We start from the raw sequence: 23212 nt of genomic DNA on the forward strand, positions 1-23212 counted from the left end.
AAAGCGTATGTGAGGAGCAGGGCTCTTCGCCGGCAGGCCGGATCCTGCGGGTTGGGGGGGCGAGGGGAGGGCAGAAACAAATACGACCTCTGTTAGAGGCCGTATCCGGTGCAGCTAAGACGTTTGCGCAAGGCAGGTCTTATTTGCGGTCTTCCAGTTTGGTGATGTCACGCGACTCGTAGCCGGTGTACAACTGGCGTGGACGGCCGATCTTGTACGGGCTGGAGAGCATTTCCTTCCAGTGCGAGATCCAGCCGACGGTCCGCGCCAGGGCGAAGATCACGGTGAACATGCTGGTTGGAATGCCGATCGCCTTGAGGATGATCCCCGAGTAGAAGTCGACGTTCGGGTACAGCGAGCGCTCGATGAAGTATGGGTCGGTCAGGGCGATCTCTTCCAGGCGCATGGCCAGTTCGAGTTGCGGATCGTTGTTGATGCCCAGTTCCTTGAGTACTTCGTCGCAGGTCTGTTTCATCACGGTGGCGCGCGGGTCGCGGTTTTTGTACACGCGGTGACCGAAGCCCATGAGCTTGAACGGATCGTTCTTGTCCTTGGCCTTGGCGATGAACTTGTCGATGTTCGAGACATCGCCAATTTCGTCGAGCATGGTCAGTACCGCTTCGTTGGCACCGCCGTGGGCCGGACCCCAGAGTGCAGCGATACCGGCAGCGATACAGGCGAACGGGTTGGCACCCGAGGAGCCCGCCAGGCGCACGGTGGACGTCGAGGCGTTCTGTTCGTGGTCGGCATGGAGGATGAAGATCCGGTCCATTGCCTTGGCCAGTACCGGGCTGATCGGTTTGATCTCGCACGGGGTGTTGAACATCATGTGCAGGAAGTTTTCCGCGTACGACAGGTCGTTGCGCGGGTACATCATCGGCTGGCCCATGGAGTACTTGTAGACCATCGCTGCCAGGGTCGGCATCTTGGCCACCAGGCGCACGGCGGAGATTTCGCGGTGCTGCGGGTTATTGATGTCCAGGGAGTCGTGGTAGAACGCCGACAGGGCACCGACTACGCCGCACATCACCGCCATCGGGTGGGCGTCGCGACGGAAACCGTTGAAGAAGCTCTTGAGCTGTTCGTGAACCATGGTGTGGTTCTTCACGGTGCTGACGAACTGGGCCTTCTGTTCAGCGGTGGGCAATTCACCGTTGAGCAGCAGGTAGCAGGTTTCCAGGTAGTCGGATTTCTCGGCCAGCTGTTCGATCGGGTAGCCGCGATGCAGCAGAATGCCGTTGTCGCCGTCGATGTAGGTGATTTTCGACTCGCAGGAGGCGGTCGACATGAAACCCGGGTCAAAAGTGAAGCGGCCCGTGGCCGTCAGACCCCGAACATCGATTACATCGGGACCAACGGTGCCGGTTAAAATGGGCAGCTCGACGGGGGCTGCGCCCTCGATGATCAACTGCGCTTTTTTGTCAGCCATGTGGCCTCCTATTTATGCTTGAAATCATCAGACAGACCCCCCACGCAGGGCCCGCACCACTATAGTGAGATAAATCCGAATGTCAATTTGCCTAAAGTCTTGTCCCAGAAGGCTTTGGGAGGGATTTTTTCGCGAAATTCAGCGCCATTTACGCCTTTTATAACGCTAACGCAATCAGCTATTAGGGGAAGGTCTTTGCGTTGTCATTAGTAGCCTAACTGTCTATACTCGGCCACCGACCTCCGTAGGCTTCTGGGCCCGCTTTGCTGGGGGTCGCACTCCCTGGGTAGTGGTTGCCTGACCAGTGCACTCCCCAACAACTTTGCCCTGATTGTTAGGGGCTCTTCAGTGTGAAAAAAGCCGTGAATAGCCAACGACCTGTAAACCTAGACCTAAGGACCATCAAACTCCCCATCACCGGCGTTACGTCGTTTCTCCACCGTGTTTCCGGCATCATCCTCTTCCTGGGCATCGGCATCATGCTTTATGCATTGAGCAAATCCCTGGGCTCCGAGGAAGGCTATGCCGAGGTGAAGGCGTGCTTGACCAGTCCGCTGGCCAAATTCGTTGCATGGGGCCTCCTGTCCGCCTTGCTGTATCACTTGGTGGCCGGTGTACGCCATCTGATTATGGACATGGGCATCGGTGAGACGCTGGAAGGCGGCAAGCTGGGCTCGAAAATCGTTATCGCCGTATCCGTGGTGGTAATCGTTCTGGCGGGAGTTTGGATATGGTAACCAGCGTTACGAACCTGTCGCGTTCGGGCCTTTATGACTGGATGGCACAGCGTGTGTCTGCGGTCGTTCTCGCGGCTTATTTCATTTTCCTGATCGGATACCTCGTAGCGAATCCGGGCATTGACTACACCCAGTGGCATGGCCTGTTCGCAAACAACTGGATGCGTATCTTCAGTCTGCTGGCCATGGTGGCCCTGGGCGCTCACGCCTGGGTCGGCATGTGGACCATCTCGACTGACTACCTGACGCCGATGGCGCTGGGCAAGTCGGCCACAGCAGTACGTTTCCTTTTCCAGGCAGTATGCGGCGTCGCGATGTTCGCTTACTTCGTCTGGGGTGTGCAGATTCTCTGGGGTATCTGATTCATGGCTAACATTCCAACCATTTCTTTCGACGCCATCATCATTGGCGGCGGCGGCGCCGGCATGCGTGCCGCACTGCAGCTGGCCCAGGGCGGCCACAAGACTGCGGTGATCACCAAGGTGTTCCCGACCCGTTCGCACACTGTGTCTGCCCAGGGCGGCATCACTTGCGCGATCGCCTCGGCGGACCCGAACGATGACTGGCGCTGGCACATGTACGATACCGTCAAGGGTTCCGACTACATCGGTGACCAGGACGCTATCGAATACATGTGTCAGGAAGGCCCGGCTGCGGTCTTCGAACTGGACCACATGGGGCTGCCGTTCTCCCGTACCGAAACCGGTCGTATCTACCAGCGTCCTTTCGGCGGTCAGTCCAAGGACTACGGCAAGGGCGGCCAGGCTGCTCGTACCTGCGCAGCGTCCGACCGTACCGGTCACGCACTGCTGCACACCCTATATCAGGGCAACCTGAAAGCCGGCACCACCTTCCTCAACGAGTGGTACGCAGTCGATCTGGTGAAGAACCAGGACGGCGCCTTTGTCGGCGTGATCGCTATCTGCATCGAAACCGGCGAAACCACCTACATTCGCTCCAAGGCCACCGTTCTGGCCACCGGCGGTGCAGGTCGTATCTACGCCTCCACCACCAACGCTCTGATCAACACCGGTGACGGCGTTGGTATGGCGCTGCGTGCTGGCGTTCCGGTGCAAGACATCGAAATGTGGCAGTTCCACCCGACCGGCATTGCCGGCGCCGGTGTACTGGTAACCGAAGGTTGCCGTGGTGAGGGTGGTTACCTGATCAACAAGCATGGCGAGCGTTTCATGGAGCGTTATGCTCCGAACGCTAAAGACCTGGCTGGCCGCGACGTTGTTGCGCGCTCCATGGTCAAGGAAATCATCGCCGGCAACGGCTGTGGCCCGAACGGCGACCACGTGATGCTCAAGCTCGACCACCTGGGCGAGGAAGTGCTGCACAGCCGCCTGCCAGGTATCTGCGAGCTGTCCAAGACGTTTGCGCACGTTGACCCGGTGGTTGCTCCGGTTCCGGTCGTTCCAACCTGCCACTACATGATGGGCGGCGTTGCCACCAACATTCATGGCCAGGCCATCACACAGAACGCCGCTGGCGAAGACACCATCATCCCTGGCCTGTTCGCAGTGGGTGAAGTGGCTTGCGTATCGGTACACGGCGCCAACCGTCTGGGCGGCAACTCGCTGCTGGACCTGGTGGTGTTCGGCCGTGCAGCCGGTCTGCACCTGGAAAAAGCGCTGACCGACGGTATCGAATACCGCGACGCCAGCGACACCGACGTTGATGTTGCCCTGAACCGCCTGGCCAAGCTCAACGAGCGCACCACCGGTGAAGACGTTGCAACCCTGCGTCGCGAGCTGCAGAACTGCATGCAGAACTACTTCGGTGTATTCCGTACCGGCGAATACATGCAGAAGGGTATCGCTCAGCTGGCTGACCTGCGCGAGCGTATCGCCAACGTCAAGATCAACGACAAGTCTCAAGCTTTCAACACTGCGCGTATCGAAGCACTTGAGCTGCAGAACCTGCTGGAAGTGGCCGAAGCCACTGCCATCGCTGCCGAAGTGCGCAAAGAGTCCCGCGGCGCTCACGCCCGTGAAGACTTCGAAGACCGTGACGACGAAAACTGGCTGTGCCACACCCTGTACTTCCCGGGTGAGAAGCGCGTTGCCAAGCGTGCGGTCAACTTCTCGCCGAAGACTGTTCCGACTTTCGAACCAAAAGTCCGGACTTACTAAAGGGTGATCGATATGTTGCAAGTTGAAGTTTATCGTTACAACCCTGACACCGACTCGGCTCCGAAAACCCAGGTTTTCCAGGTAGACACCGGTGGCAAGGACTTGATGGTGCTGGACGTGCTGGCCCTGATCAAAGAGCAGGACGAAGGTTTTTCCTACCGTCGTTCCTGCCGTGAAGGCGTTTGCGGTTCCGATGGCATGAACATCAACGGCAAGAACGGTCTGGCGTGCATCACGCCGCTGTCTGCCGTGGTCAAGAAGAACAAGCTGGTTGTTCGCCCGCTGCCAGGTCTGCCGGTTATCCGTGACCTGGTCGTCGATATGAGCATCTTCTACAAGCAATACGAGAAGGTGAAGCCATTCCTGCAGAACGATACGCCGGCTCCGGCCATCGAACGTCTGCAGTCCCCGGAAGAGCGCGAGAAGCTCGACGGTCTGTACGAGTGCATCCTGTGCGCTTGCTGCTCGACCTCTTGCCCGTCCTTCTGGTGGAACCCGGACAAGTTCCTGGGTCCAGCTGCCCTGCTGCAAGCCTACCGCTTCCTGGCAGACAGCCGTGACACCAAGACGTCCGAGCGTCTGGCTTCCCTGGACGACCCGTTCAGCGTATTCCGCTGCCGGGGCATCATGAACTGCGTCAACGTTTGTCCGAAGGGCCTGAACCCGACTAAGGCCATCGGTCACATTCGTAACATGCTGCTGCAGAGTGGCGTGTGATTCAGCTGTTGTACCCGTAGGACCGCTGTACCCGTAAAAGCCACGGCGCGGGCTTCAACCCGCGTCATGGCTCTAACCTGAGCAGCAGCTCACAAAGTGGCTGCTCTATATTTTGAAGAAATGAGACAAGCAGGGGCATCCGGGCTGGTACCCGGACTATCAGCGTGATCCTAAGTGGCTTGTTTTGGTCGCTGCATTCGGACTTCTGCAAGCTTGCTCGGTGTCGTCGCCGGTGGTGTTCCCCTAACCGAGGGTGACCAAGCATGCAAGAAAGCGTGATGCAGCGCATGTGGAACAGCGCCTACCTATCCGGTAGTAACGCTGCCTATGTGGAAGAGCTCTACGAGCTCTACCTGCACGACCCTAACGCTGTGCCAGAAGAGTGGCGCACTTACTTTCAGAAGTTGCCTACCGACGGCAGCACTGCCATCGATGTTTCGCACTCGACAATCCGCGATCATTTCGTCTTGCTGGCAAAGAACCAGCGCCGCGCCCAACCGGTATCCGCCGGTAGCGTGAGCAGTGAGCACGAGAAGAAGCAAGTTGAAGTGCTGCGATTGATCCAGGCCTATCGGATGCGTGGCCACCAGGCAGCCCAGCTGGACCCGCTGGGGCTGTGGCAGCGTCCTGCACCTGCAGACCTGTCGATCAATCATTACGGCTTGACCAATGCCGATCTTGATACGACCTTCCGTGCCGGCGACCTGTTCATCGGCAAAGAGGAAGCGAGCCTACGCGAAATTCACGAAGCGTTGCAGCAGACATATTGCCGCACCATTGGCGCTGAATTCACGCACATCACCGATTCCGAGCAGCGTCAGTGGTTCCAGCAGCGTCTGGAAAGCGTGCGCGGCCGTCCGACCTATTCCGCCGACATCAAGAGCCACCTGCTCGAGCGCGTCACTGCGGCTGAAGGCCTGGAAAAATACCTGGGTACCAAATACCCGGGCACCAAGCGTTTCGGTCTGGAAGGCGGCGAGAGCCTGATTCCGATGCTCGACGAGCTGATCCAGCGTTCCGGTTCCTACGGCACCAAGGAAGTGGTTATCGGCATGGCCCACCGTGGCCGTCTGAACGTGCTGGTCAACACCTTCGGCAAGAACCCGCGCGAGCTGTTCGACGAGTTCGAAGGCAAGAAGAAGGTCGAGCTGGGTTCCGGTGACGTTAAATACCACCAGGGCTTCTCGTCCAACGTCATGACCACCGGTGGCGAAGTTCACCTGGCGATGGCGTTCAACCCGTCCCACCTGGAAATCGTTTCTCCAGTGGTCGAAGGTTCGGTGCGCGCTCGTCAGGACCGTCGCAACGACCAGACCGGCGACAAGGTTCTGCCGATCTCGATCCACGGTGACGCGGCGTTCGCCGGCCAGGGCGTGGTGATGGAAACCTTCCAGATGTCCCAGACCCGCGGTTTCCGTACCGGCGGCACTGTGCACATCGTGATCAACAACCAGGTCGGTTTCACCATCAGCAACCCGCTGGACTCGCGCTCCACCGAGTACGCCACCGACGTTGCGAAGATGATCCAGGCCCCGATCCTCCATGTGAATGGTGATGATCCGGAAGCCGTGTTGTTCGTGACCCAGCTGGCCATCGACTACCGCATGCAGTACAAGCGCGACGTGGTGATCGACCTGGTCTGCTACCGTCGTCGCGGCCACAACGAGGCCGACGAGCCAAGCGGCACCCAGCCACTGATGTATCAGCAGATCGCCAAGCAGCGCACCACCCGTGAACTGTATGCCGATCGCCTGACCCAGGGCGGTGTGCTCGACGCAGAGCGTGTTCAGGCGAAAGTCGACGAATACCGCAACGCGCTGGACAACGGTCTGCACGTGGTCAAGAGCCTGGTCAAGGAACCGAACAAAGAGTTGTTCGTGGACTGGCGTCCGTACCTGGGCCATACCTGGACCGCGCGTCACGACACCACCTTCGACCTCAAGACTCTTCAGGAACTGTCCGCCAAGCTGCTGGAGCTGCCGGAAGGCTTCGTGGTTCAGCGTCAGGTCGCGAAGATCTACGAAGACCGTCAGAAGATGCAAGCCGGCGGCCTGCCGATCAACTGGGGTTATGCTGAAACCATGGCGTACGCGACCCTGGCGTTCGAAGGTCACCCGATTCGCATGACCGGCCAGGACATCGGCCGCGGCACCTTCTCGCACCGCCATGCGGTGTTGCACAACCAGAAGGACGCCGGCACCTACATCCCGTTGCAGCACCTGTACGAAGGCCAGCCACGTTTCGACCTGTACGATTCGTTCCTGTCCGAAGAAGCCGTACTGGCGTTCGAATACGGCTACTCCACCACCACGCCTAACGCGCTGGTGATCTGGGAAGCCCAGTTCGGCGACTTCGCCAACGGTGCCCAAGTGGTGATCGACCAGTTCATCACCAGCGGCGAGCACAAGTGGGGCCGTCTCTGCGGTCTGACCATGCTGCTGCCACACGGTTATGAAGGTCAGGGTCCCGAGCACTCCTCGGCTCGTCTGGAGCGTTACCTGCAGCTGTGCGCCGAGCACAACATCCAGGTATGCGTACCGACCACGCCGGCTCAGATCTACCACTTGCTGCGTCGCCAGGTGATTCGTCCGCTGCGCAAGCCGCTGGTCGTGCTGACACCGAAATCCCTGCTGCGTCATAAACTGGCCATCTCGACCCTGGAAGATCTGGCGGAAGGTTCGTTCCAGACCGTTATCCCGGAAATCGATGCCCAGGATCCAAAAGACGTGGGTCGCATCATTCTGTGTAGCGGCAAGGTCTACTACGACCTGTTGGAAAAACGCCGTGCCGAAGGTCGTGACGACATCGCCATCGTGCGTATCGAGCAGCTGTACCCATTCCCTGAGGACGACCTGATCGAAGTCCTGGCTCCGTACAAAAACGTCAAACACATCGTTTGGTGTCAGGAAGAGCCGATGAACCAGGGTGCCTGGTACTGCAGCCAGCATCACATGCGTCGCATCATCAGCGGTCACAACAAGTCGCTCGTACTCGAGTACGCGGGCCGTGACGCTTCTGCTGCTCCAGCTTGTGGTTATGCATCGATGCACGCTGAGCAGCAGGAAAAACTGCTGCAAGATGCCTTTACTGTTTAACGCCTTCGCGCACCTGAAACCGAATTTAAGGAACCACAGATAATGGCTATCGAGATCAAAGCCCCCACTTTCCCGGAATCGGTTGCCGATGGCACCGTTGCCACCTGGCACAAGCAACCGGGCGACGCCGTCAAGCGTGACGAGCTGATCGTTGACATCGAGACCGACAAGGTCGTGCTGGAAGTTCTGGCCACCGCTGACGGCGTGCTGGGCGCTATCGTCAAGAACGAAGGCGACACCGTTCTGTCCGACGAAGTCCTGGGCTCCATCGTTGAAGGCGGCGCTGCTGCCGCTGCCGCTGCTCCTGCTGCCGCCGCCGCTCCGGCCGCCGCCGCTGCTGCCCCGGCTGCTGCCGATGGCGAAGACGATCCAATCGCTGCTCCTGCCGCGCGCAAGCTGGCTGAAGAAAACGGTATCAACATCGCTTCCGTTGCCGGTACCGGCAAAGGCGGCCGTGTGACCAAGGAAGACGTGGTCGCTGCTGTTGCCGCGAAGAAAGCCGCTCCGGCTGCCGCGCCTGCCAAGGCTCCGGCTCCTGCCGCTGCTGCTCCGGTCTTCGCTGCCGGTGATCGCGTCGAGAAGCGCGTGCCTATGACCCGCCTGCGTGCCAAGGTTGCCGAGCGTCTGGTTGAAGCCCAGTCGAACATGGCGATGCTGACCACCTTCAACGAAGTCGACATGACTGAAGTCATGGCCCTGCGTTCGAAGTACAAGGATCTGTTCGAGAAGTCCCACAATGGCGTACGCCTGGGCTTCATGTCGTTCTTCGTCAAGGCCGCCACCGAAGCCCTGAAGCGCTTCCCGGCTGTCAACGCCTCGATCGACGGTTCCGACATCGTCTACCACGGCTATGCCGACATCGGTGTTGCGGTCTCCAGCGACCGTGGCCTGGTGGTTCCTGTTCTGCGTAACGCCGAACTGATGAGCCTGGCCGAAATCGAAGGCGGCATCGCCACCTTCGGCAAGAAGGCCCGTGACGGCAAGCTGTCGATGGAAGAGATGACCGGTGGTACTTTCACCATCACCAACGGTGGTACTTTCGGTTCGATGATGTCGACCCCGATCGTCAACCCGCCACAAGCCGCGATCCTGGGCATGCACAACATTCTGCAGCGTCCTATGGCGATCAACGGTCAAGTGGTCATCCGTCCGATGATGTACCTGGCGCTGTCCTACGATCACCGCCTGATCGACGGTAAAGAAGCCGTGACGTTCCTGGTGACCATCAAGAACCTGCTGGAAGACCCGGCTCGTCTGCTCCTGGACATCTAAAAAGCAGCTGCATGCTGCAAGCGGGAAGCTTCGCGCCCCAGGGCAAGAGGCTTCAAGCTTGCGGCTGCAGCTTCTAGCTTGCCGTTAAAAGGAACCTTTTATGACTCAGAAATTCGACGTGGTAGTGATTGGCGCGGGCCCAGGCGGTTATGTCGCCGCAATCAAGGCCGCACAACTCGGTTTCACCACCGCTTGCATCGAGAAGTACACCGATAAAGAGGGCAAGCTGGCCCTCGGTGGTACTTGCCTGAACGTCGGTTGCATTCCTTCCAAGGCGCTGCTGGACAGCTCCTGGAAATTCCACGAAGCCCAGGACGGTTTTGCCATCCACGGTATCAACCACGCTGGCGTGACCATGGACGTACCAGCCATGGTGGGTCGCAAGGCCAATATCGTCAAAGGCCTGACCAGCGGTGTTGCCACCCTGTTCAAGGCCAATGGCGTCACTTCGATCCAGGGCCACGGCAAACTGCTGGCCGGCAAGAAAGTCGAAGTCACCAAGCCTGACGGTTCGGTTGAAGTGATCGAAGCCGAAAACGTGATCCTGGCTCCAGGCTCGCGTCCGATCGACATTCCACCGGCTCCGGTCGACCAGAATGTGATCGTCGATTCCACCGGCGCTCTGGAATTCCAATCCGTACCAAAACGCCTGGGCGTGATCGGCGCTGGCGTCATCGGCCTGGAACTGGGTTCGGTATGGTCGCGCCTGGGTGCGCAAGTGACTGTCCTGGAAGCCCTGGACACCTTCCTGATGGCAGCCGACACCGCTGTTTCCAAGGAAGCGCTGAAAACCCTGACCAAGCAAGGCCTGGACATCAAGCTGGGCGCTCGCGTGACCGGCTCCAAGGTCAACGGCGAAGAAGTCGTGGTCACCTACACCGACGCCAATGGCGAGCAGACCATCACTTTCGACAAGCTGATCGTTGCCGTTGGTCGCCGCCCGGTGACCACCGACCTGCTGGCCGCCGATTGCGGCGTGACCCTCGACGAGCGCGGTTTCGTGCACGTTGACGATCATTGCGCTACCACCGTACCGGGCGTCTACGCCATCGGTGACGTGGTGCGCGGCATGATGCTGGCTCACAAGGCCTCGGAAGAGGGCATCATGGTTGCCGAGCGCATCAAGGGCCACAAAGCCCAGATGAACTATGACCTGATCCCTTCGGTTATCTATACTCACCCGGAAATTGCATGGGTCGGTAAAACCGAGCAGGCCTTGAAAGCTGAAGGCGTTGAAGTTAACGTCGGCACCTTTCCGTTTGCCGCCAGCGGCCGTGCCATGGCAGCCAACGACACCGGTGGTTTCGTCAAAGTCATCGCCGATGCCAAGACTGACCGCGTATTGGGCGTCCACGTGATTGGCCCAAGCGCTGCGGAACTGGTTCAGCAAGGTGCGATCGGCATGGAATTCGGCACCAGCGCCGAAGACCTGGGCATGATGGTTTTCTCCCATCCGACCCTGTCCGAAGCCCTGCACGAAGCAGCTCTGGCTGTGAATGGCACTGCCATCCACATTGCCAACCGCAAGAAACGCTAAGCAATAATAAGAAACCACGGCGGTTGGCCCGTCGTGAGCCTTGTGCGCAAGACTCACCGCGGAATATCCGCTGGACTCGACCTCTCGAGGTAGCGCCACACACTGGACCGGGGCCCAGGCTCCGGGTTCAGGTGTGGCGCTGGTTTTGAGAGTAGCGGTCACAGGTGGTGCGGCACTCAATCTTGAGCGCAGCGCCGAATGCGCAGTACCTAACGAAGACGGTAAAAAGCATGAATCTTCACGAGTATCAGGGTAAGCAGCTGTTCGCTGAATACGGCCTGCCAGTATCCAAAGGCTACGCGGTAGACACCCCGGAAGAAGCAGCAGAAGCTTGCGACAAAATCGGCGGCTCCGAGTGGGTTGTCAAAGCCCAGGTTCACGCCGGTGGTCGCGGTAAAGCGGGCGGCGTTAAGCTGGTTCGCAGCAAAGAAGACGCTAAGGCATTCGCTCAGCAGTGGTTGGGCAAGCGTCTGGTGACCTATCAGACTGACGCCAATGGCCAGCCTGTCACCAAGATCCTGGTTGAATCGTGCACTGATATCGCTAAAGAGCTGTACCTGGGCGCTGTCGTTGACCGTTCGAGCCGTCGCATCGTGTTCATGGCTTCCACCGAAGGTGGCGTGGACATCGAGAAAATCGCTCACGACACTCCAGAAAAAATTCTCAAGGCCACTATCGATCCACTGGTTGGCGCTCAGCCATTCCAGGGTCGCGAGCTGGCTTTCCAACTGGGGCTGGAAGGCAAGCAAGTTGCCCAGTTCGCCAAGATCTTCGTAGGTCTGGCCAAACTGTTCCAGGATCACGATCTGGCCCTGCTGGAAGTGAACCCGCTGGTGATCAAGGCCGACGGCGATCTGCACTGCCTGGACGCGAAGATCAACATCGACGCCAATGCCATGTACCGTCAGCCTAAGCTGAAAACCTTCCACGATCCGTCCCAGGACGATCCGCGCGAAGCCCACGCTGCCAAGTTCGAACTGAACTACGTAGCTCTGGAAGGCAACATCGGCTGCATGGTCAACGGTGCCGGCCTGGCCATGGGTACCATGGACATCGTCAACCTGCACGGCGGCAAGCCAGCCAACTTCCTCGACGTAGGTGGTGGTGCTACCAAAGAGCGCGTGACCGAAGCCTTCAAGATCATCCTGTCCGACACCAACGTCGCTGCAGTACTGGTCAACATCTTCGGCGGCATCGTTCGTTGCGACATGATTGCCGAAGGCATCATCGGCGCCGTGAAAGAAGTCGGCGTGAAAATCCCGGTTGTTGTTCGCCTTGAAGGCAACAACGCTGAACTGGGCGCTAAAGTACTGGCAGAAAGCGGCTTGAACATCATCGCTGCTACCAGCCTGACCGACGCTGCTCAACAAGTTGTCAAAGCTGCGGAGGGCAAATAATGAGCGTCCTGATCAATAAAGACACCAAAGTTATCTGCCAGGGCATTACCGGTTCGCAAGGTAGTTTCCACACCCAGCAAGCCATCGAGTACGGCACCAAGATGGTTGGCGGCGTAACTCCTGGCAAAGGCGGCACCGAGCACCTGGGCCTGCCAGTGTTCAACACCGTGAAAGACGCTGTAGCTGCCACTGGCGCTACCGCCAGCGTGATCTACGTTCCAGCTCCTTTCTGCAAGGACTCGATCCTGGAAGCGGCCTTCGGCGGCATCAAGCTGATCGTCTGCATCACCGAAGGCATTCCTACCCTGGACATGCTGGACGCCAAGGTTAAGTGCGACGAGCTGGGTGTTACCCTGATCGGCCCTAACTGCCCAGGCGTGATCACCCCAGGCGAATGCAAGATCGGCATCATGCCAGGTCACATTCACTTGCCAGGCAAGGTCGGTATCGTTTCCCGTTCCGGCACCCTGACCTACGAAGCTGTTAAGCAGACTACTGACGCCGGTTTCGGTCAGTCCACCTGTGTCGGCATCGGTGGTGACCCGATCCCGGGTTCGAACTTCATCGACATCCTGAAGCTGTTCCAGGAAGACCCGAAGACCGAAGCGATCGTGATGATCGGTGAGATCGGCGGTTCGGCTGAAGAAGAAGCGGCTGCCTACATCAAGGCTCACGTGACCAAGCCGGTTGTTTCCTACATCGCTGGTGTGACTGCTCCTCCGGGCAAGCGCATGGGCCATGCTGGCGCAATCATCTCTGGCGGCAAAGGCACTGCAGACGAGAAATTCGCTGCTCTGCAAGATGCAGGCGTGAAAACCGTGCGTTCGCTGGCAGACATCGGCAAGGCCCTGGCCGAGCTGACCGGTTGGGCTGTCAAGTAAGCCTCGCGCTTAGCTGACGCAAAACCAGCAAAGGCCACCTTCGGGTGGCCTTTGTGCTTTCTGCCGTAGGAGACCTGCATCCTGCACAGAGCCTGGGGGAAATATAATTTCAAAAATGCGACATCATTCTGTCGCATATCGGATAGTTCGCCCTGGAACAGTGCGCTTGTCTTACCGATTCTGTAATCTAGCCGCCTCTTTTTGCGTCTGCTGCCCACAAGGTCGCTGCGCGCTAAACGGGTCAGTCTTATACGGACTGACAGCATTTCCCTCACCCATAAGGGAAATCCCTCTCTAAATTCCGATTCAGTAGTGTGGTATTTCCTTAATGAAAGTGTTGAAAGGCCAGGACATCCTGGCACTCGGCTTTATGACTTTTGCCCTGTTCGTCGGGGCCGGCAACATCATTTTCCCGCCTATCGTCGGCCTGCAGTCCGGACCCCATGTCTGGATGGCGGCGCTGGGCTTCCTGATCACCGCGGTCGGTCTGCCGGTGATCACCGTGGTTGCCCTGGCCAAGGTCGGCGGTGCCATGGACGCGCTGAGCACGCCTATCGGCAAGCTGGCCGGTGGCCTGCTGGCTGCGGTCTGCTACCTGGCGGTAGGCCCGCTGTTCGCCACGCCACGTACCGCTACCGTGTCCTTTGAAGTGGGCCTGGCGCCGTTGACCGGCGAAAGCCCGCTGGCCCTGTTCCTCTACAGTTCGGTGTACTTCCTGCTGGTGTTCTTCATCTCCCTGTACCCGGGCCGGCTGCTGGACACCGTCGGACGCTTCCTGGCGCCGCTGAAGATCATCGCCCTGGCTGTGCTGGGCATTGCGGCCTTTGCCTTGCCCGCCGGCGACATCGGCACCGCCACTCCCGAGTACGTTGCAGCACCGTTCTCCCAGGGCTTCATCAATGGTTACCTGACCATGGATACCTTGGGCGCGCTGGTGTTCGGCATCGTCATCGTCAATGCCATCCGTTCCCGCGGGGTCGAGTCGCCTCGGCTCATTACCCGTTATGCCGTGATCGCCGGCCTGATCGCCGGGGTCGGCCTGGCGCTGGTCTACGTCAGCCTGTTCCGCCTGGGCTCGGGCAGCCATGAAGTGGCCGCCGGTGCCAGCAACGGCGCCGCGGTATTGCACGCTTATGTGCAGCACACCTTCGGTTCCCTGGGCAGCGGTTTCCTCGCGGTGCTGATCTCCCTGGCCTGCCTGGTGACCGCCGTGGGCCTGACCTGCGCCTGCGCCGAGTACTTCAGCCGCGTCCTGCCGCTGTCCTACAAGACGCTGGTGGTGATCCTCGCGGCGTTCTCGCTGCTGGTATCGAACCTGGGCCTGACCAAGCTGATCGCGTTCTCGATCCCGGTGCTGACCGCGATTTACCCGCCGTGCATCGCCCTGGTGGCCCTGAGCTTCTGCAAGGACTTCTGGCAGGACCAGCGCCGTATCGTCGGCCCGGTGATGCTGGTGTCCTTCGTGTTCGGCCTGATCGATGCCCTCAAGGGCGCGGGCCTGGCCGGCTGGATGCCAACCCAGCTGTCGCACTTGCCGCTGAGCGAGCAGGGCCTGGCGTGGCTGGTGCCGTCGGTGATCGTGCTGGTGGTGGCAGTGATCTGCGATCGCCTGCTGGGCAAGCGCAGCGAAGCCCTGGCCTGACCTGAAGTTGATGGCCCGGGGTCGCCACAAGCGGCCCCCGAGCCCCCTAAAAAATGCCCCGCATCGATGGATGCGGGGCATTTTTTATGGGCGTACAGCGGTGTCTTTTTCCCCTGCGGGGCGTCGAAGCAGTGCCCTTTGCTTTTGTCTTCTGCCAACGCCTTACAGGAATTTGCATGTCGTTCGTTCAAGCCAACCTGATCCACCTACTGGCCGCCCTGTGGTTCGTCGTCTGCTGGGGTGGCTATACCCGCTACGCCAGTTGGAAGGGAAGGGACACCGCGTGCCTGGCCAGCGTCCTGCACCTGTATCGCGAGGACTGGATGCGCCGCATGCTGCTGCGGGACAACCGCATCGCCGATGCCAGCGTGATCGGCAACCTGGAGCGCAATGCCTCGTTCTTCGCCTCCAGCACCCTGATCATCCTAGCGGGCATTCTCACCGTGCTGGGCGCCTCGGAGCGTGCAGTGTCGCTGTTGGCGGACATTCCCATGGTCCAGCAGGCATCCCAGGGCATGTCGGAAATCAAGCTGCTGTGCCTGGCGCTGGTGTTCGTCTATGCCTTCTTTACCTTCAGCTGGTGCATGCGCCAGTACAACTTCGCCGCAGTGCTGGTGGGGTCGGCGCCAATGATCGGCGAGCGTCATGTTTCCGAGCAGGAGCGCAAGGCTTTTGCATCGCGAGCGGCTCGGGTAATTTCCATGGCGGCTAACCAGTTCAACTTCGGATTGCGTTCCTATTACTTCGGCATGACCATGCTGGCCTGGTTCGTCAGCCCCTGGTTATTCATGCTGATGAGCGCGGGTGTGGTGTTTGTCCTGTATCGGCGGGAGTTCCACTCCGATGTACTTGAAGTCATGGTCTATACACCGACAGAACAACCTGTGGTCGATAGCCCCAAAGATGCAGCCTGAGCGTTGATGGCTGATCGATTGAACGGTTGAAAGGAGTTGGCCAATGAGCAGTTCGCGTGCCCTGAAGTACCTGTGCCTGGGGTTCTTCCTGTTGTCGGGCTGCAGGGCGCAAACCCTGTATCTGAATGGCGAAGCCCGGGGCAGGGTGGTAGATGCATTGAGCGGCGTGCCGATCGCCGGGGCCAAGGGCGCCTTGTGTGGCGCACAGTTCCTGACGGCCGATGACGGGAGCTTCAAGGTCGAAGCGGCAACTGACTGGGAATGGGTCATGTTGCTGGCCGGGCGTTCGCCGCAGGACATCCCGCACCCTTGCTTCATGAGTATCGCGGCAGCGGATTACCAGTCCCGCCAATGGCTGGCGCCTTTTACCGCCCACTACGACTTTCCCATCAGGTTGCTGCCCATTTCCAGCCCCTTGCACTATGCACTGGAGTCCCCGGGCAATGAGTCGGTGCCAATGCAGCCGTTGCAGGCAGAGCCCCGCCAGGACGAATTGTTCCTGGGGGCAGGCGGCTGATCTTCAACGCTTAGTTGCTTGCCCGGCAACTAAGCACTGTTGTATTGAGCGACTGTTTTACGAGCAAGAAAAAGCCCGCACTTGGCGGGCTTTGTTCTTTGTTGCGCTAAAACCGACTTAGTTGGTTTTAGGAGCTGCTTCCTTGGCGCTTTCTTCAGCAGCAGCCTTGTTGGATTCAGCCTGATCTTTGGCTGCTTCGGCGTTTTCTTTTGCCGCGTCGTTCACTTTATCCTGAGCTTCGTTCATTTTCTGTTGGGCTTGCTCAGCATGTTGATTGGCATCTTGAGCTTTGTCCTCGGATTTTTTGTCGCAGGCAGCCAGACCGAGGGAAGCGGTCAGCATCAGGGCAATAGCTAAAGTCTTACGCATGGGGTGTTTCTCCTTAGTGAAGATATCTACTGGCCTTTCGATCATGGCCTTGTGATTTAAGTTCCTTGAGACTCACAGATATATTAAGTAGTCATTTCATGGAACTTTTGCCTGCTTCATTCAACGCACATTCCCGACAATAAAAAGAGATAAATCCCATGGCGCAAAACCCTATTTCTGAGCGTGCGGCGCGCTTTCTTTCCGCCTTGCGCCACTGTCAGGTGCTGGGCATCCGGGTACATAGCGCCTCTGAAGAGGGCCTGACCCTGACCTTGCCCTACAGTCCGCAGATTGTCGGCGACCCGCAAACCGGGATCATTCACGGCGGTGCCCTGACCACGCTGATGGACAGCGCCTGTGGCATGGCCACGCTTTGCGTGCTGCCGGAGTTCGAGGTGTGTCCGACCCTGGACCTGCGCATAGACTATATGCATCCGGCGGTCCCTCATCATGACGTGCACGGCTTTGCCCAGTGTTACCGGGTCACCACCGATGTGATCTTTACCCGCGGCTTTGCCTATCAGGATGATCCCGAGCGTCCCGTGGCTCATGTATTCGGCACTTTCATGCGCATGGGCCGGGGGCTCAAGGGCAGCCGCGGGCTGGCCAGCTCAATCAAGGGGGAGCGGGCATGAGCACGGACCTTCGAGCACTCCTGGAGCAGGCTCGCCAGCAGGGCGATTACACCGCGTTGCTGGAGCAGATCCCCTACGCGAAGCTGATTGGCATCGAGTGCACGCAACTGGGAGATGAACTGCTGTTTCGCCTGCCGGCCAACAAGGACAATATCGGCAACCCTCTGCTTCCAGCCCTGCACGGTGGAGTGATCGCCGGTTTCATGGAACTGGCGGCCGCCTTGCATTTGCTGATTCTCACCGGCTCGCCCGGGGTGCCGAAAATCATCGACTTTTCCCTCGACTACCTGCGCGCCGGGCAGTTTCGCGACACCTTTGCCCGCTGCCAGGTATGCCGGCAGGGCAGAAGGGTGGCCAATGTCGCCATCACCGCCTGGCAGAGCACTGCCGAGGAGTCGATTGCCACCGCTCGCGCACATTTCAAGATCGAAGAGAGCACCGGCCCTTGAAATCCAGCGAGCGACCCCCACTTTCATGTCATCCCGCCGCCCTCCGCTCCCGGAACGCGGCCAATGCCATCTGATTGGAGTTTGATGACCATGAGTGTGGAAACTCAAAAGGAAACCCTGGGCTTCCAGACCGAGGTGAAGCAACTGCTGCACCTCATGATCCATTCGCTGTATTCCAACAAGGAAATCTTCCTTCGCGAATTGATCTCGAACGCCTCTGACGCCGTCGACAAATTGCGCTTCGAAGCCCTGTCCAAGCCCGAGTTGCTGGAAGGTGGCGCCGAACTGAAAATCCGTGTGAGCTTCGACAAGGACGCGAAAACCGTCACCCTCGAAGACAACGGTATCGGCATGAGCCGAGAAGATGTGATCACCCACCTGGGGACCATCGCCAAATCCGGCACCGCCGATTTCATGAAGAACCTCACTGGCGACCAGAAGAAGGATTCGCACCTGATCGGTCAGTTCGGTGTCGGCTTCTACTCCGCCTTTATCGTGGCCGACCAGGTTGAAGTGTTCAGCCGCCGTGCCGGCCTGCCTGCCAGCGAAGGCGTGCACTGGTCGTCCAAGGGCGAAGGCGAGTTCGAAGTTGCGACCATCGACAAGGCCGAGCGCGGTACCCGCATCGTCCTGCACCTGAAATCCGGTGAAGACGAGTTCGCCGATGGCTGGCGCCTGCGCAACATCATCAAGAAGTACTCCGACCACATCGCGCTGCCGATCGAGCTGCCCAAAGAAGCCGCTGCCGCTGAAGGCGAAGAGAAACCTGCGCTGGAGTGGGAAACCGTCAACCGCGCCAGTGCCCTGTGGACCCGTCCGCGTACCGAGATCAAGGACGAGGAATACCAGGAGTTCTACAAGCACATCGCCCATGACTTCGAAAACCCGCTGAGCTGGAGCCACAACAAGGTCGAAGGCAAGCTGGAGTACAGCTCGCTGCTCTACGTACCGGCTCGCGCGCCGTTCGACCTGTACCAGCGTGAAGCGCCCAAGGGCCTCAAGCTCTACGTGCAGCGCGTGTTCGTCATGGATCAGGCCGAGTCGTTCCTGCCGCTGTACCTGCGTTTCATCAAGGGCGTGGTGGACTCCAACGACCTGTCGCTGAACGTCTCGCGGGAAATCCTGCAGAAAGACCCGATCATCGACTCGATGAAGTCGGCGCTGACCAAGCGTGTCCTCGACATGCTGGAGAAACTGGCGAAGAACGAACCCGAGCAATACAAGGGCTTCTGGAAGAACTTCGGCCAGGTGATGAAGGAAGGCCCGGCCGAGGACTTCGCCAACAAGGAGAAGATCGCCGGCCTGCTGCGCTTCGCCTCCACCCAGGGCGACGACGGCGAGCAGAATGTCTCCTTGGCCGACTACCTGGCTCGCGCCAAGGAAGGCCAGGACAAGATCTACTTCCTCACCGGCGAATCCTACGCCCAGGTGAAGAACAGCCCGCACCTGGAAGTCTTCCGCAAGAAAGGCATCGAAGTGCTGCTGCTCACCGACCGTATCGACGAGTGGCTGATGAGCTACCTCAACGAGTTCGACGGCAAGAGCTTTGTCGACGTGGCGCGCGGCGACCTGGACCTGGGCAACCTCGACTCCGAAGAGGACAAGAAGGCTGCCGAGGAAGTCGCCAAGACCAAGGAAGGCCTGGTTGAGCGGATCAAGACCGCCCTGGGCGAGAGCGTCAGCGAAGTGCGGGTCTCCCACCGCCTGACCGACTCGCCGGCGATCCTGGCCATTGGCGAGCAGGACCTGGGGCTGCAAATGCGTCAGATCCTTGAAGCCAGCGGGCAGAAGGTTCCGGATTCCAAGCCGATCTTCGAGTTCAACCCGACTCACCCGCTGATCGAGAAACTCGACGGCGAGCAGAGCGAAGAGCGCTTTGGCGACCTGTCGCACATTCTCTTCGATCAGGCGGCCCTGGCGGCCGGTGACAGCTTGAAGGATCCGGCGGCCTATGTGCGCCGGCTGAACAAGCTGCTGGTGGAGCTGTCGGTTTAACCACGTTGCAAGAAAAACCCGCTTCGGCGGGTTTTTTCATTCTGGTGTCCCCCTACTGGAGAAGCTGAGTCATGAGTCAAATCACAGTGCGTTCCGTGGTCTATCAGATCGATGGCCAGCCCTATGAAGGCCGCCTGGCCTTCGATGCCGCCCATAAAGCTGCGCGTCCGGGGTTGCTGATGGCGCCGAACTGGATGGGTGTCAGCGCCGGCGCGGAGAAGATCGCCGAGGCGGTGGCGGCCAAGGGTTATGTGGTGCTGATCGCCGATCTGTATGGCCAGTCGCTGCGCCCCGGCGATGCGAGCCAGGCCGGTGCCGCGATGATGCCGCTCAAGGATGATCGGGCGTTGTTGCGCAAGCGCATGCAGGCGGCCTTTGCGGCCTTGCAGAGCCAGGGCGAAGCCGCGGTGGACACCTCCAGGCTGGCCACCTTCGGCTTCTGCTTTGGCGGCTGCTGCGCCCTGGAACTGGCCCGCAGTGGCGCGCCGGTGAAGGCGGCGGTGTCGTTCCACGGCACCCTGGACACCCCCAACCCTGCCGATGCCAACAACATCAAGGGCTCGGTACTGGTACTGCACGGCGCGGCGGACCCGTTCGTGGCCAAGGAGCAACTGCCGGCCTTCGAAGCGGAAATGGACGCCGCGGGAGTGGACTGGCAACTGGTCAGCTACGGTGGCGCGGTGCATTCCTTCACCGACACCCACGCCAACCTGCCGGGCAAGATGATGTACGACGCCAAGACCTCGGCCCGGGCCTTCGCCACCATGCATTACCTGCTGGACGAAGTCTTTAGCGGCTGACCCACCGACCCTGATCCCGTAGGAGCTGGCTTGCCAGCGAAGGCGTCAGTGAGAGCAACGCCAGACTCACGGGCCTGTTCGCCGGCAAACCGGCCCCTACCGATCAGTGGCGGACGGGTGGCAATTCGATGCGCTCGCTTTCTCCCGGCACCTGCGGCCAGTCCCCGGCGGCCCAGCGTCTGCGAGCTTCATCGATCAACAGTGGATCGCTGGCGACGAAGTTCCAGTTGATCCGCCGCGGGCCGTCCAGGGCGGCGCCGCCGATCAGCACCGCATGGCAATCGCTCTCGGCGAACAGCGTGGCGTTCTCCCCCTCTGGCAATACCACCAGCGAGTGCACGGGTAATGGCTCGCCGTCCAGTTGTGCCTCGCCCTCCAGTACATACAGCGCACGCTGTTGATGCTCGGTGGGAATCAGCAGGCTGGTGGCGGTCTGCAGCCGCAGCTCGGCATACAGGGTGGGGGAGAGCACCGGCACCGGCGACTCCAGGCAGAAACCGCTGCCGGCAATCATCCGAATGCTCACCCCCAGGTTGTCGCTCACCGGCAGGCTGTTGGCCGGGTGATGGCTGTAGTGCCCCGGGCCCAGCTCCTGTTCTTTGGGCGAGGCCAGCCAGACCTGCAGGCCGTGCATGGCAAACCCCTGGGCCTGCAAGGGCGCTGGCGTGCGCTCGACATGGGCGATGGCGCTGCCGGCGGTCATCCAGCTGACGTCCCCGGCGCCCACGATCTGGTCGGAGCCCAGGCTGTCCTTGTGCTGGATCTGCCCGGCGAACAGGTAGGTCAGGGTGGAGAGGCCGATATGCGGATGCTGGCGGATATTCATGCCCTTGCCCGGCGGGTAGCGGGTTTCCAGCATGTGGTCGAAGAACACGAAAGGCCCGACACTGCGGCACTGGGCCGAAGGCAGGGGGCGCAGGATGGGTTGGCCTTCAACGTCCTCGGCACGGGGACGGATCACGAGGGGGGAGTTCATGGCGGATTCCAGGCTGATCGGGTTATGCCCGGGAGCATAACCCGCTTGTGCCAGCCTTGCCGCTACTGGCTGAAGGCACCTTCGGAGAGGTGGGTCTCGATGCTGACTTCGCTGGTGGTCATCAGCTTGTGGATCGGGCAACGGTCGGCCACCCGGTGCAGCTCATCACGCTGGGCGTCGGTGAGCACGCCCTTGAGGGTCAGTTTCACATGCAGGGCGTACTTGCCCTTCTGCTCTTCGCTGTTGTCGTGCTTGATCTCCACGGTGACCCCGGTCAGCGGGATGTTCTTCTTCTGCGCGTAGAGCTTGAGGGTCAGGGCCTTGCAGGCGCCCAGGGCGGCATCGAAGTAGTCATGGGGCTCGGGGGCGGTGCCTTCGCCACCGGCGGACTTGGGCAGGTCGGTGAACAACTGGTGGTCGTCGACCTGGATGCTGTGGCGGAAACCTTCGCTGGACTCGGTATTGACGGTGATGGTCATGGCAAACCTCAGGCAGTGATGAATAAGGATCAGGCTGTAAGGGTGCTGAAGTTATAGAGCATATCGAAGCGCGGGCGTTCCCCTTTTTCTGAACCTGCGGCTCGGCGTCGCGGTCTATCCTGCTTCGATCCATGGGAGGCGGCCCGGTGCACTGGAACCCTGTTCAAGCAAGCTGTTTGTGGGCGCTGCTGATGCTGCCGCTGGCGGTGGCCCAGGCGCGTGACTATGTGTACAGCGACGCGCACCTGCATTACGTGGACTTCTTCCAGGAAACCGCGGGCATGGAAGCCTTGCTCAAGGCCATGGATGACAACCGCATCGAGCAGGTGATGATTGCCGGGATTCCGGTGGCCAAGAAATGGCACGAGGATGAGCCCAAGCGCCCGCGCTACTACGCCGGGGACGATGCCGCGGCCTACTGGTACAGCGCCACCGACGTGCTGGTGGCCGCAGCGGTGAAAAAGCTGCCGGCCGAGCAGCGTCGGCGCTTTCATCCGTTCCTTTCGGGGTTCAACCCCAACGACAAGAACTCCGCGGCGCATATCCAGCGCATGCTCGATCTCGACCCGGGGCTGTGGCAGGGCATCGGCGAGGTCTTCACCCGGCACGACGATCTCACCGCGCTGACCGCCGGCGACACGCCGCGGGCCAATAATGAGGCGATGACCAAGGTCTATCACCTGGCGGCCGAGAACGACCTGCCGGTCATGCTGCACTCCAACATCACCTCCAAGCGCGAGCGCAATCCGCTGTACCTGGCGGAAATCGAAGAGCCGCTGCGCAATCACCCCCATACGCGTTTTATCTGGGCCCATGCCGGCACCAGTGCCGAGATCCATCGTCACCAGACCCGGCTGGAGTTCCTGCTGCCGACCCTGACGCGGCTGCTGGAGAGCTACCCCAACCTCTACATCGACCTGTCCTGGAGCCTGCTCACGCCCTATCTGCTGGATAAGCAGGGCAACCCCGACCCGGCCTGGCTGCAGCTGGTGGAGCGCTTCCCGGAGCGCTTCATGCTGGGTTCGGACGTGGTCGGGCGCTTCAACAAACTGGGGAGCGAGCTGCGGGGGTTCGATGGCTTTCTTGACGCCTTGCCGCAGGAGGTGGCACGCAAGGTGGCCCATGACAATTTCCTCGCCATCCTTCCCGCCAACCATCGTCCCTAGCAGGCGCCAGACTGTCATCAGCCTGTCATGCCTGCTTCATAAGCTCGCGCCATCTCAATCAAGGAGC

The 23212-nt window shown here is 60.0% G+C and carries 21 protein-coding genes; 17 read left to right on the forward strand and 4 right to left on the reverse strand.

Annotated elements, in window-relative coordinates; genetic code table 11:
- Nucleotides 1-139: 139 nt before the first annotated feature.
- Nucleotides 140-1429: a citrate synthase gene (gltA, locus tag A9971_RS01015; RefSeq protein WP_011060047.1), complete on the reverse strand. Its 1290-nt coding sequence runs from the start codon at nucleotides 1427-1429 to the stop codon at nucleotides 140-142.
- Between the two features lie 350 nt (nucleotides 1430-1779).
- Here gltA and sdhC point away from each other — a divergent pair, with 350 nt between their 5' ends.
- From sdhC to A9971_RS01075, 12 genes are all read left to right on the forward strand, one after another.
- Nucleotides 1780-2166: a succinate dehydrogenase, cytochrome b556 subunit gene (sdhC, locus tag A9971_RS01020; RefSeq protein WP_015634665.1), complete on the forward strand. Its 387-nt coding sequence runs from the start codon at nucleotides 1780-1782 to the stop codon at nucleotides 2164-2166.
- Complete coding sequence (gene sdhD / locus A9971_RS01025) at nucleotides 2160-2528, forward strand: succinate dehydrogenase, hydrophobic membrane anchor protein (protein WP_011060049.1); 369 nt, start codon at nucleotides 2160-2162, stop codon at nucleotides 2526-2528. Before sdhC ends, sdhD begins: the two co-directional genes overlap by 7 nt.
- A gap of 3 nt (nucleotides 2529-2531) precedes the next feature.
- Entirely contained in the window at nucleotides 2532-4304 is a 1773-nt protein-coding gene (gene sdhA / locus A9971_RS01030; protein WP_011060050.1) for a succinate dehydrogenase flavoprotein subunit, read from the forward strand.
- A 12-nt stretch (nucleotides 4305-4316) separates the two neighbouring features.
- Complete coding sequence (locus A9971_RS01035) at nucleotides 4317-5021, forward strand: succinate dehydrogenase iron-sulfur subunit (RefSeq protein ID WP_011060051.1); 705 nt, start codon at nucleotides 4317-4319, stop codon at nucleotides 5019-5021.
- A 263-nt stretch (nucleotides 5022-5284) separates the two neighbouring features.
- Entirely contained in the window at nucleotides 5285-8116 is a 2832-nt protein-coding gene (locus tag A9971_RS01040) for a 2-oxoglutarate dehydrogenase E1 component (RefSeq protein ID WP_011060052.1), read from the forward strand.
- Between the two features lie 42 nt (nucleotides 8117-8158).
- The gene (gene odhB / locus A9971_RS01045; RefSeq protein ID WP_015634666.1) at nucleotides 8159-9388 is read left to right on the forward strand and encodes a 2-oxoglutarate dehydrogenase complex dihydrolipoyllysine-residue succinyltransferase; all 1230 of its coding nucleotides are present in this window, start codon (nucleotides 8159-8161) and stop codon (nucleotides 9386-9388) included.
- Nucleotides 9389-9488: 100 nt separating this feature from the next.
- Nucleotides 9489-10925: a dihydrolipoyl dehydrogenase gene (gene lpdA, locus A9971_RS01050; protein ID WP_011060054.1), complete on the forward strand. Its 1437-nt coding sequence runs from the start codon at nucleotides 9489-9491 to the stop codon at nucleotides 10923-10925.
- A 230-nt stretch (nucleotides 10926-11155) separates the two neighbouring features.
- On the forward strand, nucleotides 11156-12322 hold the full coding sequence (gene sucC / locus A9971_RS01055; protein ID WP_009047768.1) for an ADP-forming succinate--CoA ligase subunit beta: 1167 nt from the start codon (nucleotides 11156-11158) through the stop codon (nucleotides 12320-12322).
- On the forward strand, nucleotides 12322-13203 hold the full coding sequence (sucD, locus tag A9971_RS01060) for a succinate--CoA ligase subunit alpha (protein ID WP_003223019.1): 882 nt from the start codon (nucleotides 12322-12324) through the stop codon (nucleotides 13201-13203). Before sucC ends, sucD begins: the two co-directional genes overlap by 1 nt.
- A gap of 328 nt (nucleotides 13204-13531) precedes the next feature.
- Nucleotides 13532-14845 (forward strand): branched-chain amino acid transport system II carrier protein, encoded by a 1314-nt coding sequence (gene brnQ / locus A9971_RS01065; RefSeq protein WP_011060055.1) that lies wholly within the window; start codon nucleotides 13532-13534, stop codon nucleotides 14843-14845.
- Between the two features lie 176 nt (nucleotides 14846-15021).
- Nucleotides 15022-15759: a DUF599 domain-containing protein gene (locus A9971_RS01070; RefSeq protein WP_011060056.1), complete on the forward strand. Its 738-nt coding sequence runs from the start codon at nucleotides 15022-15024 to the stop codon at nucleotides 15757-15759.
- A 43-nt stretch (nucleotides 15760-15802) separates the two neighbouring features.
- On the forward strand, nucleotides 15803-16276 hold the full coding sequence (locus A9971_RS01075) for a hypothetical protein (protein WP_015634668.1): 474 nt from the start codon (nucleotides 15803-15805) through the stop codon (nucleotides 16274-16276).
- Between the two features lie 117 nt (nucleotides 16277-16393).
- On the opposite strand, the gene A9971_RS01080 is transcribed toward A9971_RS01075, so the two are convergent.
- Complete coding sequence (locus tag A9971_RS01080) at nucleotides 16394-16645, reverse strand: hypothetical protein (protein WP_011060058.1); 252 nt, start codon at nucleotides 16643-16645, stop codon at nucleotides 16394-16396.
- Between the two features lie 158 nt (nucleotides 16646-16803).
- Here A9971_RS01080 and A9971_RS01085 point away from each other — a divergent pair, with 158 nt between their 5' ends.
- The 4 genes from A9971_RS01085 to A9971_RS01100 all read left to right on the forward strand — a co-directional run bounded on the left by A9971_RS01085 (nucleotide 16804) and on the right by A9971_RS01100 (nucleotide 20524).
- Nucleotides 16804-17280: a PaaI family thioesterase gene (locus A9971_RS01085; RefSeq protein WP_183000731.1), complete on the forward strand. Its 477-nt coding sequence runs from the start codon at nucleotides 16804-16806 to the stop codon at nucleotides 17278-17280.
- Nucleotides 17277-17729 carry a PaaI family thioesterase gene (locus tag A9971_RS01090; protein ID WP_015634670.1) on the forward strand — a complete coding sequence of 151 codons (453 nt, stop codon included), beginning with the start codon at nucleotides 17277-17279 and terminating at the stop codon, nucleotides 17727-17729. The genes A9971_RS01085 and A9971_RS01090 overlap by 4 nt, the downstream gene beginning before the upstream one ends.
- A 90-nt stretch (nucleotides 17730-17819) precedes the next feature.
- The gene (htpG, locus tag A9971_RS01095; RefSeq protein WP_011060059.1) at nucleotides 17820-19724 is read left to right on the forward strand and encodes a molecular chaperone HtpG; all 1905 of its coding nucleotides are present in this window, start codon (nucleotides 17820-17822) and stop codon (nucleotides 19722-19724) included.
- A gap of 71 nt (nucleotides 19725-19795) precedes the next feature.
- The gene (locus A9971_RS01100; protein WP_015634672.1) at nucleotides 19796-20524 is read left to right on the forward strand and encodes a dienelactone hydrolase family protein; all 729 of its coding nucleotides are present in this window, start codon (nucleotides 19796-19798) and stop codon (nucleotides 20522-20524) included.
- A gap of 103 nt (nucleotides 20525-20627) precedes the next feature.
- Here the strand turns inward: A9971_RS01100 and A9971_RS01105 are convergent, their stop codons facing one another.
- Complete coding sequence (locus A9971_RS01105; RefSeq protein ID WP_183000732.1) at nucleotides 20628-21500, reverse strand: pirin family protein; 873 nt, start codon at nucleotides 21498-21500, stop codon at nucleotides 20628-20630.
- A gap of 62 nt (nucleotides 21501-21562) precedes the next feature.
- On the reverse strand, nucleotides 21563-21979 hold the full coding sequence (locus A9971_RS01110; protein WP_011060062.1) for an OsmC family protein: 417 nt from the start codon (nucleotides 21977-21979) through the stop codon (nucleotides 21563-21565).
- A gap of 191 nt (nucleotides 21980-22170) precedes the next feature.
- Between A9971_RS01110 and A9971_RS01115 the strand changes: the two genes are divergently transcribed.
- Nucleotides 22171-23145 (forward strand): amidohydrolase family protein, encoded by a 975-nt coding sequence (locus A9971_RS01115; RefSeq protein ID WP_370059477.1) that lies wholly within the window; start codon nucleotides 22171-22173, stop codon nucleotides 23143-23145.
- Nucleotides 23146-23212 lie beyond the last annotated feature (67 nt).

This window comes from Pseudomonas sp. UME65, assembly GCF_014170225.1.
In the GTDB taxonomy this organism is placed as follows: Bacteria; Pseudomonadota; Gammaproteobacteria; order Pseudomonadales; family Pseudomonadaceae; genus Aquipseudomonas; species Aquipseudomonas protegens.

What these genes read in the sequence shown, in the direction of transcription:
- A9971_RS01070 (WP_011060056.1), top strand. Translation starts at nt 15,022, where the DNA reads ATGTCGTTCGTTCAAGCCAACCTGATCCACCTACTGGCCGCCCTGTGG.
- A9971_RS01090 (WP_015634670.1), top strand. Translation starts at nt 17,277, where the DNA reads ATGAGCACGGACCTTCGAGCACTCCTGGAGCAGGCTCGCCAGCAGGGC.
- A9971_RS01080 (WP_011060058.1), bottom strand. Translation starts at nt 16,645, where the DNA reads ATGCGTAAGACTTTAGCTATTGCCCTGATGCTGACCGCTTCCCTCGGT.
- sdhD (WP_011060049.1), top strand. Translation starts at nt 2,160, where the DNA reads ATGGTAACCAGCGTTACGAACCTGTCGCGTTCGGGCCTTTATGACTGG.
- A9971_RS01100 (WP_015634672.1), top strand. Translation starts at nt 19,796, where the DNA reads ATGAGTCAAATCACAGTGCGTTCCGTGGTCTATCAGATCGATGGCCAG.
- gltA (WP_011060047.1), bottom strand. Translation starts at nt 1,429, where the DNA reads ATGGCTGACAAAAAAGCGCAGTTGATCATCGAGGGCGCAGCCCCCGTC.
- A9971_RS01115 (WP_370059477.1), top strand. Translation starts at nt 22,171, where the DNA reads ATGCTGCCGCTGGCGGTGGCCCAGGCGCGTGACTATGTGTACAGCGAC.
- A9971_RS01105 (WP_183000732.1), bottom strand. Translation starts at nt 21,500, where the DNA reads ATGAACTCCCCCCTCGTGATCCGTCCCCGTGCCGAGGACGTTGAAGGC.
- sucD (WP_003223019.1), top strand. Translation starts at nt 12,322, where the DNA reads ATGAGCGTCCTGATCAATAAAGACACCAAAGTTATCTGCCAGGGCATT.
- A9971_RS01035 (WP_011060051.1), top strand. Translation starts at nt 4,317, where the DNA reads ATGTTGCAAGTTGAAGTTTATCGTTACAACCCTGACACCGACTCGGCT.
- A9971_RS01110 (WP_011060062.1), bottom strand. Translation starts at nt 21,979, where the DNA reads ATGACCATCACCGTCAATACCGAGTCCAGCGAAGGTTTCCGCCACAGC.
- odhB (WP_015634666.1), top strand. Translation starts at nt 8,159, where the DNA reads ATGGCTATCGAGATCAAAGCCCCCACTTTCCCGGAATCGGTTGCCGAT.
- htpG (WP_011060059.1), top strand. Translation starts at nt 17,820, where the DNA reads ATGAGTGTGGAAACTCAAAAGGAAACCCTGGGCTTCCAGACCGAGGTG.
- A9971_RS01040 (WP_011060052.1), top strand. Translation starts at nt 5,285, where the DNA reads ATGCAAGAAAGCGTGATGCAGCGCATGTGGAACAGCGCCTACCTATCC.
- sdhA (WP_011060050.1), top strand. Translation starts at nt 2,532, where the DNA reads ATGGCTAACATTCCAACCATTTCTTTCGACGCCATCATCATTGGCGGC.
- sucC (WP_009047768.1), top strand. Translation starts at nt 11,156, where the DNA reads ATGAATCTTCACGAGTATCAGGGTAAGCAGCTGTTCGCTGAATACGGC.
- A9971_RS01075 (WP_015634668.1), top strand. Translation starts at nt 15,803, where the DNA reads ATGAGCAGTTCGCGTGCCCTGAAGTACCTGTGCCTGGGGTTCTTCCTG.
- brnQ (WP_011060055.1), top strand. Translation starts at nt 13,532, where the DNA reads ATGAAAGTGTTGAAAGGCCAGGACATCCTGGCACTCGGCTTTATGACT.
- lpdA (WP_011060054.1), top strand. Translation starts at nt 9,489, where the DNA reads ATGACTCAGAAATTCGACGTGGTAGTGATTGGCGCGGGCCCAGGCGGT.
- A9971_RS01085 (WP_183000731.1), top strand. Translation starts at nt 16,804, where the DNA reads ATGGCGCAAAACCCTATTTCTGAGCGTGCGGCGCGCTTTCTTTCCGCC.